The organism is Lentzea sp. NBRC 105346, from assembly GCF_030269605.1.
Lineage (GTDB): Bacteria > Actinomycetota > Actinomycetes > Mycobacteriales > Pseudonocardiaceae > Lentzea.
In genome coordinates this window covers 551,775-568,832 of record NZ_BSTQ01000002.1, presented here as the reverse complement: position 1 = coordinate 568,832, position 17,058 = coordinate 551,775, and the positions used below count along the sequence as shown (strand labels likewise).

The following is a 17,058-nucleotide window of genomic DNA, read 5'->3' as shown; positions in this document are numbered from 1 at the left end:
GGTGAGCGCCTGAAGCAGTTCCTGCGCCTGGAGGTGGATGCCCGGCGCGGCACCGTTCCGGAACATCTTGGCCATGATCTGCACCGGGTGCTTGCCAGACCCGTCAAGTTGTACTTGACGATCTTGGCACGCGTGACAGGTCGACCAGGGTGCCATGGGTGTCGAACAGGAGCGCGGAAGCGGCAAGGTCGATGCTCTGGTCGCGCAGGGCGAACAGGCCACGCTTCTTCACTGTGTCCCAGCCGAGTCCCATGCGTACGCGGGGCAGCGTGCCGCGGTCGTGCTTGCGCAGGGAGACCTGCTGGCCCTTGGTCAACCTGATCGTCATGTCCGGGATACTTTTCGGTGGTGGTGAGGCGGCTATTTGCGGCCCGCAGTCCAGCTGAGTCCCCAGCCGTAGGTCTCGTCCAGCTTCCGCTGGCCACCGTGCAGGTACCGAACCTCACGGCGAACGGAGAGAGTTCCGCCGGGAGCATGCTCGATCATCGCGATCGCGCAGATCATGGCTCGGTCGTCGGGTTCGTCGAGGCGAACCTCGATGCACGGCCCGGATACAGGATGGAGAGTCACGACCGCGTCCGCGGCGGCCCAGTTGGGGACACCTTCGTAGATGAAGCTGAAGACGATCATCCGGCGGATCTTCGCGGCATGGGCCAGGTCGACGAAGAGGTTCTCGCCGTTCTGGTTGCTGCCGGAGCGGTCGTCACCGTCCAGCCGGATCACGGCCTCGCGGACACCGGCCGGGCTCGCGCTGAACGAGTTTCCCAATGCCTGCACGACGCCCTTCGATCCGTCGGTGAACTCGTACAGGCAGCCGAGGTCGAGGTCGATGTCCGGCGGTGCGAACAGCTGACGGAGTAATCCGGTGCGCGCGGGACGCGACTTCCAGTTGAGGTTGACGCGGAGCAGACCGGACGTCTGCTTGTGCAAGGAGACACTGGGGGCGGCCTTCGTCAGGACGACGTGGCCCTCCCGAGGTCGCTTGGTGTAGTCGATTGCCATGGGAATCCTCACGTTCTGGCGGTTTCCAGTGAGTCGCCCTGTGCGACGCTGGGTGCGGATCGCTTGTTCCGCACGATCGAGGAGATGAAGGCGAGCCCGATGAAGCCGATCCCGATCGACCCGGTCACCAGCTCGGGGATGTCGAATCTGATGGTGCACAACAGGAGCACCGCGAGTGCGCCGATGGCCCAGTGGGCTCCGTGCTCGAGGTAGATGTACTCCTCGAGCGTCCGTTGCCGGACGAGGAACACGGTCAGTGACCGGACGAAGGTGGCCCCGATGAGGCCGAGCCCGATCGCGATGATGATCGGATCGGACGTGATCGCGAACGCGCCCACGACGCCGTCGAAGCTGAAACTGGCGTCGAGTACTTCCAAGTAGAGAAACGACATGAGTGCGGCCTTGCCGACCTTCATGACCGCGGCGCTCGTGCCGCGTCCGGAGTGCCTTTCCGGATCGAACCTGGCGGCCAGGGCGTTGACGAGCACGTAGGTGACGAGGCCGAGTACGCCAGAGATCAGCACGGTGGTGGACTTGCTTTCGGAGGCGAACTCGACGGCGGCGACGGAGACGACGATGAGGGTTACCGCGATGGACAGCTGGTCAAGCTGTCCGATACGCGCGAGCGGGCGTTCCAGCCAGCCCATCCAGGTGATCTCGCGTCGCTCGAAGACGAAGTCGCAGAACAACATCAGCAGGAAGACTCCGCCGAAGGCGGCGATCGCCGGATGGGCCTCGTGTAGAAGGTAACCATACGAGCCTTCGGTGTGCGGGTCCCCTCGCTGCATCGCCAACGAGATCGCGGACGCGGGGGACAGCCCGGCGGTGATTCCCACGACCAGCAACGGGAAGGCGAGTCTCATGCCGACCACTGCGACGACGACGCCCAGCGTGAGGAAAAGCTTCTGCCAGAACGCGTTCATCGTGCGGAGCACCGTGGCGTTGACCACGGCGTTGTCGAACGACAGCGTGAACTCCAGTACACCGAGGATTGCCGCGAGTGCGAGACCCGCGGGACCCGCGTAGATGTAGGCGGCGGTGAGTCCAACCGCGGTGATGGCGAGCGATCCGCCAAACGTCTTGAACCACATGGAAATCCTCCGGCGAGGTGGAGGGCGGCGGGCGATGCTCGGGGGAGGCCTGCGGCGGCCCGCCGCCTGTGTGCTCAGGATGCGATCACGCCACGTTGACGCCGTAGTCCCGGGCGATACCGGCCAGCCCCGTGGCGTAGCCCTGGCCCACCGCGCGGAACTTCCACTCGGCACCAGCGCGGTACAGCTCGCCGAAGATCATCGCGGTTTCCGTCGAAGCATCCTCGCTGAGGTCGTATCTGGTGAGCTCCGAGCCACCGTCCTGGTTGACCACCCGGATGAAGGCGTTGCGGACCTGACCGAACGACTGCCCTCGCTGGGCGGCCTCGTGGATGGACACCGCGAACACGATCTTGTCGCATCCGGATGGCACGGTCGCGAGGTCGACCAGCAACGACTCGTCGTCACCGTCGCCCTCGCCGGTGAGGTTGTCGCCGGTGTGCTGGACGGAACCCTCGGGGCTCTTCAGGTTGTTGAAGAAGACGAAGTGGGCGTCTGAGATGACCTTGCCGCCGGTGTCGCACATCAGCGCGCTCGCATCGAGGTCGAAGTCGGTGCCGCTGGTCGTCCGCGCGTCCCAGCCCAGTCCGACCAGGACCGCGGTCAGGTTCGGAGCCTGTTTGGTCAGGGAGACGTTGCCGCCCTTGGTGAGCATTACGGTCATGAATTCCTCCTGGTAGTCGGCGCCTTTGTGATCGGCTTACGGCGGTTGTGGGCGGGTCGTGGAAATCGTGGGGATCTCCTGACCCGGCCAAGTCCACCGTGGACATCGGCCAGGAGGTGACGCTGTTAACGGAAATTCGAGGTCGTCATGATGATGTCAAGAACCAGTCCGCGTTCTGTCAACTCGGCTGAATATCGGCTCGGGCAGTACCCGAAAAGGTCGTTCGATACAATCTTTCGATGCTTGATCGAGCCACCATGTATGACCTCGCGGTGTCTTTCGCGGGTGCTCAGCGCCCTCTGGTTGAGAGGTACGTCCGCGCGTGTGAGGCGCTCGGGCCGGTCGTCTTCTACGACCGGAACGTGACCACTCGCGTGTGGGGCCACAACTTCATCTACGAGTTCCGCAAGGTCTACGGCGGTCGGGCACGTTACGTCGTTCCGTTCATCTCGTCGGAGTATCTGGCTGGCTCATATCCGATGGACGAGTTCAACGCCGCCGTTGCGCGGTCCATCGAGCGCCCGGATGATCCGTACCTTCTGCCGATCTTGGTGGGCGACGTGGAGGTGCCGGAAGAGCTGATCAGCTCTGCGGTTGCATACCTCGAGGCAGGGGGCTACACGGTCGAGGAACTGGCGGAGATCACGGCCGACCGGGTTCGTGGCGCGACTCGAGTCGATGGTGGTGTCGAGAACGCGCAGCCGGCGTCGGTTGGTCTTCCGCAGGTACGGCTCCCGAAGATCGCCCCGCTGGGTTTCAGCCCGTACCGGACGCTCGAGGTGACGCTGACGAGGGTCGGTGCGAGGTTCACTGATGCGGCGTCGCAGCTCGAGCCGTTCGGATACCTGTGTCGTGTTCGTGTAACCGAGACGGCGGTCGACGTTCGGGTCGAGAGGTCAGGTGAACAGATCTGCGGCCTGAGGGTGTGGCTCGACGACACCTTCGGCGAGGACCGGATCGCGATGAACTTCGCATGGCCCAGAGCTACCGGGAACGCGTTCAACGGGTGGGCCACAGCGGAGTGGGACAACGAGGCCGGTGAAGGTCGACTCAGGTACGTCGACTTCGCACTCGTCGGAAACAAGCAGCATGACCTGTTGTCAGCCGACGGGTTCTTCGACCTGTTGTGGCAGAAGATCGTTGACCACATCGAACAGGTGGGCGGCCGTTCGGCTTGAGATCCGCCGGACGGAGCCTACAAAGCGTCGCATCGCCGCGCCTCCCAGCCGATGCCGTAAGAGCGGTTGAGTGCGAGATCGGTGAACGAGGCAGTGACCTCACCGATGGCGTCGACGGTGAGCGGAATCCGGTCGAGCAGCGGGTCCGACAGTTCGAGCGGGAACTCGTCCTCGAGTTGCCACACCCGGTTCGGGACGTGGTCACCCGGAAAGCGCATGATCAGGGTGAACCGGTCGCACGGTCGCTTCGGCGTGCACACGTAGTGCGGGGCGAAGGGTCTCGGGATCCGCATGCGCAGTGAGATCACGTGTTCCTCATGCACCGCCAGCGGGCGGGGAAGCCGCAGTTGGAAGGTGAGCCGGTTCGAGCCCACGCGTTCGGGGAAATCCAGGCAGGCGCCGCGGAGGACGGTGATCCCCAGCGTCGCGACGTCGAGTGGTCCGTCCTCGGTGATGGTCATCGAGTAGTCGACGCTTGCCAGGTCCGAGATTCTGCTGACCACTCGTCGCTCCTCGAACACCTCGGTGATGGCCGGGTCGAGCAGGACGATCGTGGTGAGTTCGGCGGTGTGCCAGGGGTGTTCATTCTCAGCCGGTCGCGTGAACGGCCGACGACTCCGGGAATGAAGCGCGGTCTCGGCGATCCTGACCAGCACATCGTCGACGTACCTGCGGACGGTCCTGGTGTCACGGTCCACCGCCTTCGCCCGCCTGGCCATTCGTTCCTCGTATCGCACGTCCGCGGTGCCTGCCAGACCGAACACGTCTTTCGCCATGTCGGCGAGGTTGAGCGGCAGCTCGTCGATCACAGTGGTGAGCATCGAGATGACTTTCTCGCGCTGCTCAGGTTGGCTGTCCTCCGCGGACAATCCGCAGACATGCCGCAACGCCGGACCGATGCGAGTCGAGATGTCGCGTGACTGGACGCCGAAACCTCTCCTCAGGGCTTTCAGCTCCGCGACCAGTTGCTCGACTCCGGTGTCACTCATGCGGTATTCCCCGTGAATTGTCCTGTCCGTGTTCTGACCGGTTCTTCTCCTTCTTTTGGCGACCGTACCCGAACACGATGGTCGACGTCTCTGATGCAAATCGAACTCTGTCGAAAGGCGGATTCCTGATGAACGGAACCGGCAAGACGCACAGGTGGCGGACAGTGCTGCTCGCGGCTGTGGCGTCCGGCGCTGCTCTGGTCACGACCGCGCCGCTGGCCTCGGCCGACGTGCACGCGCTCTACGGGCCGAGCTACATCGGTTCGAACTCGGGCGGCGCGAACCTGCGCACCTGCCCGAACACCGGCTGCAGCGTGATCGCATACAACCCGAACGGCACCCTGGTCACGATGCAGTGCTGGACGGACACGCAGTGGGTGTACCCGCCGGCCTCTGACTACGCCTCCCCGCGGTGGTTCCGGATCGCCACGCCACGCGGCACGGGTTACACCCACTCGTCACTGGTGGAGAACCAGACGTCGGTCGGCCACTGCTGAAACACGCCGAGGCGGGCGCCGGTCGGTCGGACCGGCGCCCGCCTCCGCGTCGTCCTACCTGTTCCCGGACAACAAGGAGTCGAGCGCGAGCGGGTGTCCGCAGAGCTTCGCGATGCCCGTTGTGGCTGTCATCAGCTCCAATCCGTTCGTCCTACCCGAGTCGGCGATCCTGGCGAGTGCGTCCGCGTCCGACTTCAACGTGGTGCCGCCCTGGTAGCGCATCGCGATGCCGGACAGCCTGTCGGCGTTGCGGAAGATGGCGTTGTCGGCGATGCCGTTGGCCTTGAGGACACTGTTGCCCAGCTCGGTGAAGCTCTGGCACACGTCCTCCTTCGTCGTCGGTCCGATGGAACAGGCGGCGACGAGCACGGTGACTCCGGCGATCAGGTACCTGGACATGGCGCTCACCAGATCCACCAGACGTAACGGCCGCCGCGGAACAGATACACCGAGTACGCCGCGCACAGCACGGCCGGGATCAGGGCCGTCACATCGATGTCGAAGCCGACGTACACGCCCGCTGCCGCGAGAATCGCGTAGTACACCCACGCGATCGAGCGCCTTCGATGTGGTCGCTGTTGTCGTTGCCGCGCCTGCGTTTCGTCCATGACCGTCTCCGAATCTCGCGTCGTCATTGCCTCCCCTCGCTCGACATCGGACGGTGTCGAATGCTGTTACGAGGTCGCTGGAGGTTGTCATGGAACTGCCCAGAATCTGTACACAATCCTTTCATTCCAACAACATGCGCTCCCGCATCTCGCCGACCATGACCGCATCGAGGCCGCCGTGCAGCTCGTCCGCCTTGGCCCACAACTCGGCGGCCCGCGTGTGACGGCCGGCCGCGGCTTCGACATTGCCCAGCCCGGTCGTCGCTCGCGCCAGCTCGTACCGGCTGCCGCAGCGGTCGCTCAGCTCGACGGCCTGCTCGTAGTGTTCGACTGCGGCTTCGTGGTGGTGAGCCCGGAAGTAGGCCCACGCCTCGCAGTTCACCGACATGACGACGTCGAGGTCGAGTCCCAGTGCGACGAACTCGGCCCGCGACCGCTCGGCGTCCTCGACGTCGACGAGCTGATCGCGGAGCTCAAGGCGCTGCGCAAGGGTCGCGGGCTCGATGCTCCCGACATCGTGGCGAGGATCGGGCCCGCACTGCACGCGGCCTTCTCGCTGGAGGCCGATGACGATCCGGCCGATGTGAGGGCGAGGCTGATCAGTGAGATGAAAGCGCTGGTCAGCAGCCTGCCGACGGATCTGGCCGACGCCGTGTCGACCGCTTTCGGGCTGGTTGAAGGCACCCGGACCCGTTTGTACGGCGATCGCGTCAAGCTGCTCGCCCAGCGAATGCGGCGCGACGAGCGGACCGCGATCAGGCGAATTGATGACGGCATTCGGGTGATGGCGGAGTCGGCGGCGGGGCGCAAGCACAAACAGCGCGAGGAGATGCCGGGCGGGACACCATGGCGCACGACCGCGCTGCGGACATCGGTCGTTCTCGATCGGGAGGTGGCCGAGATCTACGAAATGCGTCGAATCGCCGCGACGGTCGAGGGGCTGCGGGAAGTGCGGCTCGAATTATCCATCCCGGTTCCGTCGAACTGGCAGGGAGCCGAGCCGCCCAACGATCCGGAAATCATCGTCCTGCACGGTGGAACGCTGCGCACCCGGCTGAACTACTCGTCTACGCGAGTTGTCTTCGACCTCGAACTGCCGTTCCCGCTGGAACTTGGTGCCGAACATGAGTTCTTCGTGTGCTTCCGATTTGCCGGGAAGCGTCAGATGGGTCCCTTCTACATGTGTACGCCGAGTTTTCCGTGTGAGTTGTTCGATCTCCACGTGAGATTCGGCATCGGCCGATTGCCTTCTGCCATCTGGAAAGTCGACGGGTTGCGGATGAGTGAGGTGAACGACCACGCGGCGCCGCGTGAACCGATCAGCGCGGACGCCGCGGGAGAAGTGAGCATGGTGTTTCGTGGGCTCACGCCGAACTTGTCGTTCGGTATCGCCTGGGACGAGTGACCGTCATCCGGCGCGCAGCCGGCCCAGCCTGCGTACCAGCAACAGCGCGAAGGTGAGCGTGAGGGAGGCGAGCGTCGTCGCCGACAGCAGCCACCACGGTGCCTCATGTCGCCACAACGAATCATCCGGCACACCGGGCACGACCGTCCTGATGTCCACTGTGGATGCACCGGCGGCGTAACCCCACCGAGCAGGCGCGAGCCAGGACAGCTGCTCCAAGACCGGGCGGCCGGTGACCGGAATCATGCCACCGCACAACACCAGCTGCGCCATCACCAGCACGACCAGCACCGGCATCACCTGCTCCGACGACCGGACCAGCGCCGACATGAGCAGGGACAGCGCGCACGAGGCGAACGTCGTGAGCCACACCGCGACAACGAGCTCCAGTGTCTGGTGTCCGAGGAGCACAGCATCGGTAGGGCCCGGTTTGACCAGGACTGTGCCGCCGACGAGCAGGACGGCCTGAATCACGGCGATGAGCCCGAACACGAGCACTTTCCCCATCGCGTAGGCGCGGGCGTGCAGCCCGGCGGCTCGCTCCCGGAGGAAGATCGCCCGCTCCGACACGATCTCCCGGGCCCCACATGCGCCACCGGTGAACGCGGCGCCGACGTACATCAACACCAGCATCTGCGTCGGTTCGGTCGGGTCGGCGGGATTCGGCGGCCCGAGCCCTCCGCTGCCTGGCACGGCCAGCGCGAGGCCAGCTAGCACCAGCGGCATGACCACCAGGAACGCCGCATACGCGAAGTCTGCCGCGATGAGCCTGCAGTGGCGGGACATCAGCGTCCTGGTCTGGCGCCACCACGAGCGGGGCGCCGGTGTTGGATCGGTTGCCGCAGAGTGTGGATTCGGTGCATCGGATGCCGAGGCTTCGGGCGCGGGGTGACGGGTGGCGGCGTCGAAGATCTCGGCCCAGTCCGCCGACCCGAACCGCACGCGCAGGTCGGACGGCGCGCCGAGAAAGAACGGCACACCGCCGGGCGCCAGCATGAGAATCCGGTCGCACTCGGCGAGGTTGGTCAGGTTGTGCGTGACGACCACAACCGAGCGACCCGTGTCCGCGATCGCCCGCAGCGAAGCCATGATCGCCTTGTCCAGTCCGGGATCCAGTCCGGAGGTGGGTTCGTCGAGCAGCAAGAGTGGGGGTGACGTCAGCAGTTCCATCGCGATCGAGACCCGCTTGCGCTGTCCCCCGGAGAGACTGCGCACCCTGGTTCCCGCTTGTGCCACCAGGTCGACCTGGTCGAGCGCCTCGTCGACCGCGGACCTGCGTTCGCGGCGCGTGGTGTCGGCGGGCAAGCGCAGCTTGGCGGCGTAGTTCAACACACTGCGCGCGCTGAGCTTCAGGTGCAGCACGTCGTCCTGGGGCACCACACCGATGCGGCTGCGCACCGCGCTGTTCGCGTGCATGTCGAGCCCGTCGTAGCTCACGCGGCCGCGCGACGGCGCGAGCTCCCCGGTCATCACCTTGAGCAGGGTCGACTTGCCCGCCCCGGACGGTCCGACCACCGCGACGAACTCACCCTGCCGCACGTCGAGTGCGACGTCGGCGAGCAACCTTTTCCCATCGGGCAAGGAGAAACTCACCTCGTCGACGACCAGGTGCCGTTGCGAGTCCGGCAGCGGTGTGAACCCCAGTGCCGTGACGGCCACGTCGGTCGACCCGATGGTGAGCAGGTCCCCGTCGGACACGAGTGCCTCGGAACCCATCGCTTTCCCGTTGCGCAGAACCGGGTTCGGCCCACCGAGGTCGCACAGCAGCCACTGGTCGCCGGAACGCCGTGCGGTCGCCTGATGACGCGACACCATGGGATCGCTCAGCACGAGGTCGTTGCTGGACGCCCTGCCGATGGTGAGCACCGAGGTCGGTGGCGCACCGGCGACACGGAACGCCACCTCCACCACATCGGCGAGCCGGACGACGAGGTCGCCGACGATCCGGTGCTCGCGCAGCTCGCGGCCGTCGAGCCAGGTACCACCACGAGTCCGCTGATCGCGGACAACCCAGCCGTTGTCGTACTCGACGCGCAGGTGGTCGCGTGACACCGATGGGTCGTCCAGCACGATGTCGCTACCGGGGCCGCGGCCCACCCGGATCGACGCGCCGGGCTGGAACGTCCACCGTCTGTCCCCGGCGCTGATCTCCAGCTCGGCGTTCATCGATCACCGCGTCGTGGTCGTCGTGGACGTGGGTGCCGCGGGCACACCAGAAGTGGGTACCTCGCCCGCCAGGCCGAGCAGCTTGGCCTCGCCAAGCACGAAATAGTTGTCGCCACAGGTAGTCCTGTTGCTCGTTATCACCCACTGGATCTTGAGCCGGAGCACGTTGGTGAGGTCGATGTCGAGGGGTACCACGGTGCCGTACTCGATCGGCTTGCTGGTCAGTTGTCTGCCATCTCCGAAGATCTCCAGCTGGACCTTCATCGCTGTGTTCTGGGAGCTGTCAGTGATTCCTGCCGTGGTGACGAGCCGACGGTAGCCCTTCGACACGTTGTACTCCACGACCTGCAGGTCAGCCGTGCAGTAGTACCTGGTGTAGGACGCGAGCGAGTGGAGATACGGTTTGCCTGCCATACCAGCGGTAATGGCATCGCCACCTGAACCCCATTGACCTGATGCGGGTCGGACTGCATCGAGGTACACGGTCACCGCGGGGCGTGCGACCGTGAGCTTCGCGCTGTTGTCCACGGGTTGCCCTGCGGCGGGCTCCTGGCTGAGCACCTCGCCGTCCGGCTTGTCCTCGGTGACCTGCTCGATGATCTCGACGTTCATCGATTTGGGCAGGAGGTCCCTTGCCTCACCGAGCTTCTTGCCGACCAGGTTCGGCATGGAGGTGAGGCGGATCTCCTGCGTGGTCGTCGCGCGAGCGGACGTCGAAGCTGTGCCCCGCGCTCCGTCGGCGTCCACACCCCCCGGAGTGGACGTGGCGGTCGTGCTCGAGTTGTCGGTCGAAGTACGTGACGCCAGGGCGTAGCCGCCACCAGCGGCACCCAGCAGCACGATCGTGCTCAGCACCAGCGGTAGCTTGCGGCGCTTGGGCTTCTGACTCGATGCGGTGGTCTTCGGTGACACGCGCAGCACCGTCTCGTTGTCGTTTCCGTGGTTGAGCGGAATGGCGGCCGGCGGCTTGTCCAGCCGGTCGCCGACCGGCCAGCTCAGCAGCCGGTCGGCCAGCACCATGAGCACCGCGGCGACCTGCTCGGCGGAACGCGGCCGCGCCGCCGGGTTCTTCTGCAGCAGGCTGGAGATGACGTCCCAGAGTTCGTCAGGGATGCCGTCCGGGCGGCCGGGTGCCATCTCGCCGTGGCTCTTGAGTACTTGGAACACTGAGTCGCCGGCGAACGGTGTGACGCCGCAACACAGTTCGTAGAGCACGATGCCGAGCGAGTAGAGATCCGCCGCAGGAGTGATGTCCCTGCCGTCGGCGACCTCCGGCGCGACGTAGTTCGGCGTACCCGCTAGGAGTGTGCTGCGGCCGACCTTGGACGCGCCCGTCATCTTGGAGATGCCGAAGTCCGTGAGCTTCGGGGTCGCGGAGTCCATCAGTACGTTCTCCGGCTTGACGTCCCGGTGAACGATGCCGGCGACGTGCACGTGGTGCAGCGCGTCGGCGATCCCCGCACCGATCCTGGCGACCTCGGCGGGCAGGATCGTGCCGGACCTGGTGAGGAGGTCGCGGAGGCTGCCGCCCAGCACCAGGTCCATGACGATCGCCGCGGTGTCGCCTTCCACGACGAGATCGTGCACGGCGACAAGGTGCTGCCCGCGGAGGTTCATCAGGATCGAGCGCTCCTGGTGAAACCGCGCGACGAATTCAGGATCGTCGACGAGATCGCTGCGCAGCAGCTTGAAAGCGAATTGTCCGCCTTCCTTGTCGACACCCTGATAGACCTGTCCCATCGCGCCGGAACCGAGGAGCTCGCCCAGCACGTACCGACTCCCCAAAGCTCGCCCCATGCGCACAGACCTCACATTCTTGTTCTCTCGACGGGTGAGATTTTAGGTCGACCGAACGGGTCGGCAGTGGACAAACAAGGGACAGTTCAAGGCCGCATCTCAGTCGTCGGCCTCGCTGTCGAAGTAGCCTTTACGCTTGGCGATCGTGTACCCGAGATAGGCGACGGCGCCGAACGGAATCACGAAGATCACCCAAGGGAAGGTCCAGGTCCCGGTGGTCTGGTTCGCGACGTAGAAGCCGTAGATCAGGAAGAACAGCCCACCGGCGGCGCACAGTGCCCGGTCCTTGGGCTTGACGTCGGGGAAGAATACGGCGGCGAGCAACGAGACGCCGCTGAGGATCGAGAAGATCTCATAGCTGCTCCAGTTCATTGGAGCAGGGAACAGGATCGTGCACGCCTGCGTACAGGACAAGGTGTGGACAAGAACGCGTAAGAAAGCCGACAGCGTGCAAAACTACTCCGCTCTCGCGGATATCGTTTCAGTTGTGGGGCCTCATTATGATGTGTTTCTCTCGTTCAGTGGCGACGACCGGCAGCGCGTCGCCGAGCTGGCCGGCGCACTCAGGCGGGCCGGGGTCCGCCCGTTCGTCGACGACTGGGAGATCCGATACGCGCACGACATCACCGGTGAGATCGAGGCGGCGCTGCGCGGCTCGAAGACGATGCTCACGTACTACTCGACGTCGTTCCCAACCCGGCCCGCCTGCCAGTTCGAGCTGCATCACGCCTACCTGTCCGCTCTGCGCGCGGGTGAGGTCGAGCGGCGAATCCTCGTGATCAACCCGGAGGACCCCAGAACCGAGCACCTGATGCCGTTGGAGACGGGCGCACACCGGTACTGGAAGACTTGGAACACCAAACAGGAGCTCGCGGAGATCGTGTCAGGGATCCGGGACGCCGTGCGACAGGTCGGCTCCCCGTTTCCCGGTATCGACTTCTCCGCGAGGGCCACCGCCCACCACGGGCCGGCGGAACCGACGGCCGGGTTCGTCGGCCGGTACCGCGACCGCTGGGCGATCCACCGCGCGTTGCACCGCGGCGATCACCCACTGACGGAGACCGTGACGTCACGTCCGGTCGCCGCGCTCAGCGGTATGACCGGCATCGGCAAGACGTCTCTCGCCAAGGTCTACGTGCACGACTTCGGTTTCCTGTACGGCGGTGGTGTGTTCTGGACCGAGCTCACCGGTGCGGGTGGCTCGGCGCGCCAAGTGAGTGCCACACACACCGCGAAGCTGCGTCGGCTTGCCGATGACATCGGCCTTCCGCTGGGTGATATGTCCCGGCGTCAGCTGCTCGGCTGGTGGAACCGTCACCTCGCGACCTGCGCCGGGCCGGTGTTGTGGGTGGTTGACGACGTGCCTCGAGGGGAGCCCGCCGAGGTGCTCGCCGAACTCGTCCCGCACGCGGCGGGCGTGTACACGCTGCTGATCGGACAGCACGAGTTCCCCCGTGAGTTCGCCGAACCCGTACGGCTGAGCGGTCTGACCCGTGACGACGGCAGGGAGCTGTTCGCGGTGCACCGCGCGCCCGCTGAGGACGAGAACGAGGCCGTGGACGACGTCGTGGCCAGGCTCGGCGGCCACCCGTACGCGATCAGTTTCGCGGCGGCCGGGGCGCGGGGCCGAGAGGGACTGTGGCGGCTGTGGGAACGAGTCGAGCACCTGACTACCGACGCGACCGTGCTCGGCCGCGCGCTGGCGACCGTGCGGCTCGCAGTCGAGCGTCGGGTTGGCGCCGAACGCGTGGTGCTCGCGTTGTCAGCGGTGTGTGCGGCAGACCCGATACCGGCGGTGCTGATCCGGGACGTGATCGGCGCTGTGGACTCCACCGACCGGTCTCGCACCAACGAAATTCTGTCCACATTGGATCGGGACATGCTGGTCGAACCGGTGGGGACGTCGTGGCAGGTGCACCAGCTGGTTCGGGAAGCGGCACGGCAGGGCATCGCAGCCGACGAGCTCGAGGCCATCGCGGTGGTCGCGGCCCGCAAACTGATCGAGCTCGCCGAGCTGGGTACAGCCGCGCTGGCCGAACACGCGACCGCACTGCTGGCCCGTACCGGCCGGTCGACCGAGTTGTCCATCGGGCTGAACACGGTCGCGGCGCGGCATCACGACCGGCGGGGCGAACCCGGCCTGGCCGCGCCGTTCCACGAGAATCTTTGCGGGCTGGAACCTGATCGGCTCGATCACCTGCTCGCCGCCGCGCGGGCACGGCACGCCGCAGGTCAGTACGAGCAGGCGCGTGACCATGCGCGGAAGCTCTTCGGCTTGGCCTGTGACGACCTGATGGCGATGCGGGCGGAGTGCGTCCACGGTGCGGTGCTGGACGCCATAGGACATCACCGGGAAGCGGAGGCGGTCTGGGCTCGGCTCGTCCATGACGATGTGCTCGCCACCGCCGCGCCTGAAGAACGAATCGAAGTCCGCACCGCGTACATCCGCAACCGGCGGGCGCTGGGGTACTTCACCGAAGCCCGCTCGCTCGCACGGGATCTTCTCGGGGAATTCGGCGAACGGTATGCGGAAGAAGTGATTCCGGTTCGGCTCGAACTGGTCGCGATCGGCATGGCCAGTGATGACCGGGAAGGTGCGCGGACCGCCGCGCAGGAAGTGGTCGACCACTACCGGCGTCTCGGGCTTCCCGGTCACATCAACGCGATCGAGGCAGCGACCCTGCTGTATGAGGCCCAGCTCGAGGTCCACATCCTCGAGCGGTTCCCCGACCGTGCGGAGTGGTTGAACGCCGAGGTGGAGCTGCGCAAGCTCCTTGAGTCCGCCGAACGCCGTTTCGGTCCCGACAACCCGAGGACACTGACGATCAAGGTGGCGCACCTCAAGGTGATGGTTGGCCTTGGCCGTCCTGAACAGACCGTGCGGGAGTACGGCACCCTGCCCACCGAGCTGGCCGTGCAGTTGAGCCCCGACCACCGGCTGTACCTCAGGTCGGTGTTCCTCATCGGACAGGCGCACGCCCAGAAAGGCGACTATCCGACCGCGACAGCTCAGTACCAGACCGCGCTGGCCGGGCAGGAGAGCGTGCTGGGCCCTGGGCACCCGGAGACCTTGCGCAGCCGGTACGAACTCGGCGTGATGCGGTGGCTGGCCGGCGACCGCGCCGCCGCCCTCGCCGCGTTCGAGTCGGTGAAGCGCGACGCGGTGCAAGAGGTCGGTCGCCGCAACGATCTTTACGGCCAGGCGTGGACCGGCAGTGTCCTGGCCTCGTTCCTGCCCGGCATCGCTGTGCAGGCGTTCGGCTGGCTCGACCGGAGGTGGCGCACAAAGCCTGAGTCATGATTCTGTCAGGTTTTAGTCGACTTTCCTTATATTTGACTATTCGAGTTCAACTGGAAATAGTTACATGGCGGTCACGGAGTAACGCCCACGGTTCGATCTGCGACATAGCGCCCAGAACGCAGTGTGATTTCCGCGCAATCTCTCGCACGGAGGGAAGATGGCCGTCTCATCGAAACTGCTAATAGGTGAGCTCAAGGCTCTCCGTCGGGGCCGGGGCGTCCACACTCCGGGCCTCGACCGCCACGTCGGCCCAGCGTTGCGCGAGGCTTGCGGTATCAGCGATTGCGATGGGGCTGAGGTCGTCCGCGAGAAGCTCGGCGCATGGGTCGCCGACCTTGTCCGCACGCTTCCTGACGACCTGAGGTTGGCCGTGACCACACCGTTGGGGTTGAACCCCGACGCGCAGCACGTCTTTCTCGCTCATCGGGTCGAGTGGCTGGCGAGCCGCCTGCAACGCGATTCGCGGACCGTCCGTCGCCGGATCGACGACGGCCTCACCCGTCTCGTGGAAGCCGCGCTGCACCCCGCGCAGCAGGCGCAGGAGGATTGGTACGTCGCCCGGATCCAGGTTCTCCTCCGGCTCGACGCCCCATCGCCGGTGCGTGTCGAACAGTGGACCGTAATCGCGTTGCGTGATGGCGTCGACCAAATTCCGTTGCCGTGCTCGGCTAATTTCGAGGTCGTTTACGGAGCGGTTCCGGACGGACGTGCCCTGCGGTTTCCACGGCCACTGCGTACCGGTGAGACGCACGAGTTCTGCGTGCAGGCGCCACTGCTGACGCCGGCGACGTACGTGCACCGGTGCGAACGTTTCGACCTTGTCGTCGACGAGAGCGCCCCACGCGTGGTGCCGCCGCCTCGGACTGGGCTGGAATCGGCGGACGATGCCTCCGGCGCCGTGCCCGGTGGTTCACGGGCGGCGGGCTGACCGACTTAGGGGGTCAGGATCCCTCCCGCCGCCTTCCTGATTCGCAACGACGACGCCTTGGCGTTGCGCACCAGCTCGGCCACGTCGAACGCCACTAGCCGTCCACCCCGCTTGAGGATCCGGCCGTCCACGAACACCGTGTCCACATTCGCCGGCGTGGCGGACTGAACAAGAGTCGTCTCGGGAAAGCAGATCGGCGCGATGTTCACGTCATTGGTGCGTACGAGAATCACGTCGGCCCGCTTCCCGGGAGTCAGCGAACCGGTCACGTCACCGAGCCCAAGCGCGCGAGCGCCGTTGATCGTCGCCATACCCAGCACGTCGCGAAACCCGATCTCCGGCAACGTCTCGGGAGACCAGGGGATCCCGGTCGTCCAGGTCAGCCGCATCGTCTCGAACAGGTCGGGCGGCGCGATCGACGTCGCGTCGGACGACAGCGACACGGTGACACCCGCCTTCCGCATGCGCAGCAACGTGGCGCGCGGGTCCCCCGAGGTGCCCAAGCGGAACTCCGAGTGCGTCGACCAACTCAGCGGCGTCCGAGTCCGCGCGAGGATCTCCATATCGCTCTCGAGCGCGGTCACGTAGTGGCACAGCAACAACTGAGGCCCGAGCCACCCGCGACGTTCGTAGTCGGCCGCGTCGACGATCCGCGGCGGCGCCTGGCCCGCGTGCAGGGCGATGGGCAGGCCACGACCGACCGCCGCCTCCATGTCTGCGAAGAACGCGGCCTCGGTGCTCTGGGACAGCCCGCGCAGGTTGATGCCGAACGAGACCAAGCCGTCGAACGCCGGGCCGTCCGCGAAGTACTGGCGGCGTACGCGGTCCAGGTCGGTGAAGTCGACCGGTTGGTCGCGTGGCATCTGGTCCACGTGGCCGTAGGAGTAGCGGGCGCGCAGGAACGAGTCGCGGTGTGCGCGTAGCTCGGCGTCGGCGTGCGCGGGGGAGCGGGTGTTGTTCGACCAGTTGTGGACGGTGGTGACGCCGGCGTTCACCAGTTCCGCCAGGCCGAGCAGGACGCTGTGGTAGAAGTCGGTTGCCGAGTAGTGGATGGACGTGGCGCGTTTCGCCGCGAAGTAGCCGAAGCCGTCCGCGACGTAGTTGCGGCCCAGCGCGCTCCACATGTGGTAGTGGGTGTTGACCAGGCCGGGCATGACGATCATGTCGGTGGCGTCGATGATCCGGGCGCCGCGGGCGGGTAAGTCCGGGCCTACGGCTTCGATACGGCCGTTGTCGATCAGGACGTCCGCGCGCGGCAGGGTGCCCAGGGCCGGGTCGACGGTCACGACCGATCCGCCTTTGACCAGGTAACGCTCACGCCGTGCGGCTTGGGCGGCACCGGATCCGGTGGCGGTCATGACGGCCGCGGCGCCTAGCAGCGTTCTGCGGTTGATCATCGGCACTCCTGGAGCAGGGGAGCGTGGTCCCACCG

The 17,058-nt window shown here is 65.9% G+C and carries 16 protein-coding genes; 5 read left to right on the top strand and 11 right to left on the bottom strand.

What is annotated here, in order from left to right:
• Positions 1 to 103 precede the first annotated feature (103 nt).
• From QSK35_RS06540 to QSK35_RS06525, 4 genes are all read right to left on the bottom strand, one after another.
• Positions 104 to 328: a TerD family protein gene (locus tag QSK35_RS06540; RefSeq protein ID WP_285743241.1), complete on the bottom strand. Its 225-nt coding sequence runs from the start codon at positions 326 to 328 to the stop codon at positions 104 to 106.
• A 32-nt stretch (positions 329 to 360) separates the two neighbouring features.
• Entirely contained in the window at positions 361 to 1,002 is a 642-nt protein-coding gene (locus tag QSK35_RS06535) for a TerD family protein (RefSeq protein ID WP_285743239.1), read from the bottom strand.
• 8 nt (positions 1,003 to 1,010) lie between these two features.
• Positions 1,011 to 2,093: a DUF475 domain-containing protein gene (locus tag QSK35_RS06530; RefSeq protein ID WP_285743238.1), complete on the bottom strand. Its 1,083-nt coding sequence runs from the start codon at positions 2,091 to 2,093 to the stop codon at positions 1,011 to 1,013.
• A gap of 85 nt (positions 2,094 to 2,178) precedes the next feature.
• Positions 2,179 to 2,757: a TerD family protein gene (locus tag QSK35_RS06525; protein WP_285743237.1), complete on the bottom strand. Its 579-nt coding sequence runs from the start codon at positions 2,755 to 2,757 to the stop codon at positions 2,179 to 2,181.
• A 239-nt stretch (positions 2,758 to 2,996) separates the two neighbouring features.
• Here QSK35_RS06525 and QSK35_RS06520 point away from each other — a divergent pair, with 239 nt between their 5' ends.
• Entirely contained in the window at positions 2,997 to 3,935 is a 939-nt protein-coding gene (locus tag QSK35_RS06520) for a toll/interleukin-1 receptor domain-containing protein (protein WP_285743236.1), read from the top strand.
• A 17-nt stretch (positions 3,936 to 3,952) separates the two neighbouring features.
• Here the strand turns inward: QSK35_RS06520 and QSK35_RS06515 are convergent, their stop codons facing one another.
• Positions 3,953 to 4,924: a hypothetical protein gene (locus tag QSK35_RS06515; protein ID WP_285743235.1), complete on the bottom strand. Its 972-nt coding sequence runs from the start codon at positions 4,922 to 4,924 to the stop codon at positions 3,953 to 3,955.
• A 128-nt stretch (positions 4,925 to 5,052) separates the two neighbouring features.
• On the opposite strand from QSK35_RS06515, the gene QSK35_RS06510 reads away from it, so the two are divergent.
• A complete protein-coding gene (locus QSK35_RS06510) occupies positions 5,053 to 5,421 on the top strand; it encodes an SH3 domain-containing protein (protein ID WP_285743234.1) in 369 nt (122 codons plus the stop codon).
• 54 nt (positions 5,422 to 5,475) lie between these two features.
• On the opposite strand, the gene QSK35_RS06505 is transcribed toward QSK35_RS06510, so the two are convergent.
• The gene (locus QSK35_RS06505; protein ID WP_285743233.1) at positions 5,476 to 5,820 is read right to left on the bottom strand and encodes a hypothetical protein; all 345 of its coding nucleotides are present in this window, start codon (positions 5,818 to 5,820) and stop codon (positions 5,476 to 5,478) included.
• Between the two features lie 5 nt (positions 5,821 to 5,825).
• Positions 5,826 to 6,029, bottom strand: coding sequence for a hypothetical protein (locus tag QSK35_RS06500; protein WP_285743232.1), 204 nt, complete (start codon positions 6,027 to 6,029; stop codon positions 5,826 to 5,828).
• Here QSK35_RS06500 and QSK35_RS06495 point away from each other — a divergent pair.
• A complete protein-coding gene (locus QSK35_RS06495) occupies positions 6,028 to 7,434 on the top strand; it encodes a hypothetical protein (RefSeq protein ID WP_285743231.1) in 1,407 nt (468 codons plus the stop codon). The two genes, QSK35_RS06500 and QSK35_RS06495, sit on opposite strands and share 2 nt — an antisense overlap.
• A gap of 3 nt (positions 7,435 to 7,437) precedes the next feature.
• Here the strand turns inward: QSK35_RS06495 and QSK35_RS06490 are convergent, their stop codons facing one another.
• From QSK35_RS06490 to QSK35_RS06480, 3 genes are all read right to left on the bottom strand, one after another.
• On the bottom strand, positions 7,438 to 9,600 hold the full coding sequence (locus QSK35_RS06490; RefSeq protein ID WP_285743228.1) for an ATP-binding cassette domain-containing protein: 2,163 nt from the start codon (positions 9,598 to 9,600) through the stop codon (positions 7,438 to 7,440).
• Positions 9,601 to 9,603: 3 nt separating this feature from the next.
• Complete coding sequence (locus tag QSK35_RS06485; protein ID WP_285743226.1) at positions 9,604 to 11,370, bottom strand: protein kinase domain-containing protein; 1,767 nt, start codon at positions 11,368 to 11,370, stop codon at positions 9,604 to 9,606.
• A gap of 126 nt (positions 11,371 to 11,496) precedes the next feature.
• Positions 11,497 to 11,769, bottom strand: a complete 273-nt coding sequence (locus QSK35_RS06480; protein ID WP_285743224.1) for a hypothetical protein — start codon at positions 11,767 to 11,769, stop codon at positions 11,497 to 11,499.
• A 115-nt stretch (positions 11,770 to 11,884) separates the two neighbouring features.
• On the opposite strand from QSK35_RS06480, the gene QSK35_RS06475 reads away from it, so the two are divergent.
• Together QSK35_RS06475 and QSK35_RS06470 are read left to right on the top strand one after the other, a co-directional pair.
• The gene (locus QSK35_RS06475; RefSeq protein ID WP_285743222.1) at positions 11,885 to 14,698 is read left to right on the top strand and encodes a tetratricopeptide repeat protein; all 2,814 of its coding nucleotides are present in this window, start codon (positions 11,885 to 11,887) and stop codon (positions 14,696 to 14,698) included.
• A gap of 157 nt (positions 14,699 to 14,855) precedes the next feature.
• The gene (locus tag QSK35_RS06470) at positions 14,856 to 15,626 is read left to right on the top strand and encodes a hypothetical protein (RefSeq protein ID WP_285743221.1); all 771 of its coding nucleotides are present in this window, start codon (positions 14,856 to 14,858) and stop codon (positions 15,624 to 15,626) included.
• Between the two features lie 5 nt (positions 15,627 to 15,631).
• Here the strand turns inward: QSK35_RS06470 and QSK35_RS06465 are convergent, their stop codons facing one another.
• On the bottom strand, positions 15,632 to 17,023 hold the full coding sequence (locus tag QSK35_RS06465) for an amidohydrolase family protein (RefSeq protein WP_285743219.1): 1,392 nt from the start codon (positions 17,021 to 17,023) through the stop codon (positions 15,632 to 15,634).
• Positions 17,024 to 17,058 lie beyond the last annotated feature (35 nt).

Coding starts and splice junctions, on each gene's coding strand:
- QSK35_RS06540 (WP_285743241.1), bottom strand. CDS start 328: ATGACGATCAGGTTGACCAAGGGCCAGCAGGTCTCCCTGCGCAAGCAC.
- QSK35_RS06535 (WP_285743239.1), bottom strand. CDS start 1,002: ATGGCAATCGACTACACCAAGCGACCTCGGGAGGGCCACGTCGTCCTG.
- QSK35_RS06530 (WP_285743238.1), bottom strand. CDS start 2,093: ATGTGGTTCAAGACGTTTGGCGGATCGCTCGCCATCACCGCGGTTGGA.
- QSK35_RS06525 (WP_285743237.1), bottom strand. CDS start 2,757: ATGACCGTAATGCTCACCAAGGGCGGCAACGTCTCCCTGACCAAACAG.
- QSK35_RS06520 (WP_285743236.1), top strand. CDS start 2,997: ATGCTTGATCGAGCCACCATGTATGACCTCGCGGTGTCTTTCGCGGGT.
- QSK35_RS06515 (WP_285743235.1), bottom strand. CDS start 4,924: ATGAGTGACACCGGAGTCGAGCAACTGGTCGCGGAGCTGAAAGCCCTG.
- QSK35_RS06510 (WP_285743234.1), top strand. CDS start 5,053: ATGAACGGAACCGGCAAGACGCACAGGTGGCGGACAGTGCTGCTCGCG.
- QSK35_RS06505 (WP_285743233.1), bottom strand. CDS start 5,820: ATGTCCAGGTACCTGATCGCCGGAGTCACCGTGCTCGTCGCCGCCTGT.
- QSK35_RS06495 (WP_285743231.1), top strand. CDS start 6,028: ATGACCGTCTCCGAATCTCGCGTCGTCATTGCCTCCCCTCGCTCGACA.
- QSK35_RS06500 (WP_285743232.1), bottom strand. CDS start 6,029: ATGGACGAAACGCAGGCGCGGCAACGACAACAGCGACCACATCGAAGG.
- QSK35_RS06490 (WP_285743228.1), bottom strand. CDS start 9,600: ATGAACGCCGAGCTGGAGATCAGCGCCGGGGACAGACGGTGGACGTTC.
- QSK35_RS06480 (WP_285743224.1), bottom strand. CDS start 11,769: ATGAACTGGAGCAGCTATGAGATCTTCTCGATCCTCAGCGGCGTCTCG.
- QSK35_RS06470 (WP_285743221.1), top strand. CDS start 14,856: ATGGCCGTCTCATCGAAACTGCTAATAGGTGAGCTCAAGGCTCTCCGT.
- QSK35_RS06465 (WP_285743219.1), bottom strand. CDS start 17,023: ATGATCAACCGCAGAACGCTGCTAGGCGCCGCGGCCGTCATGACCGCC.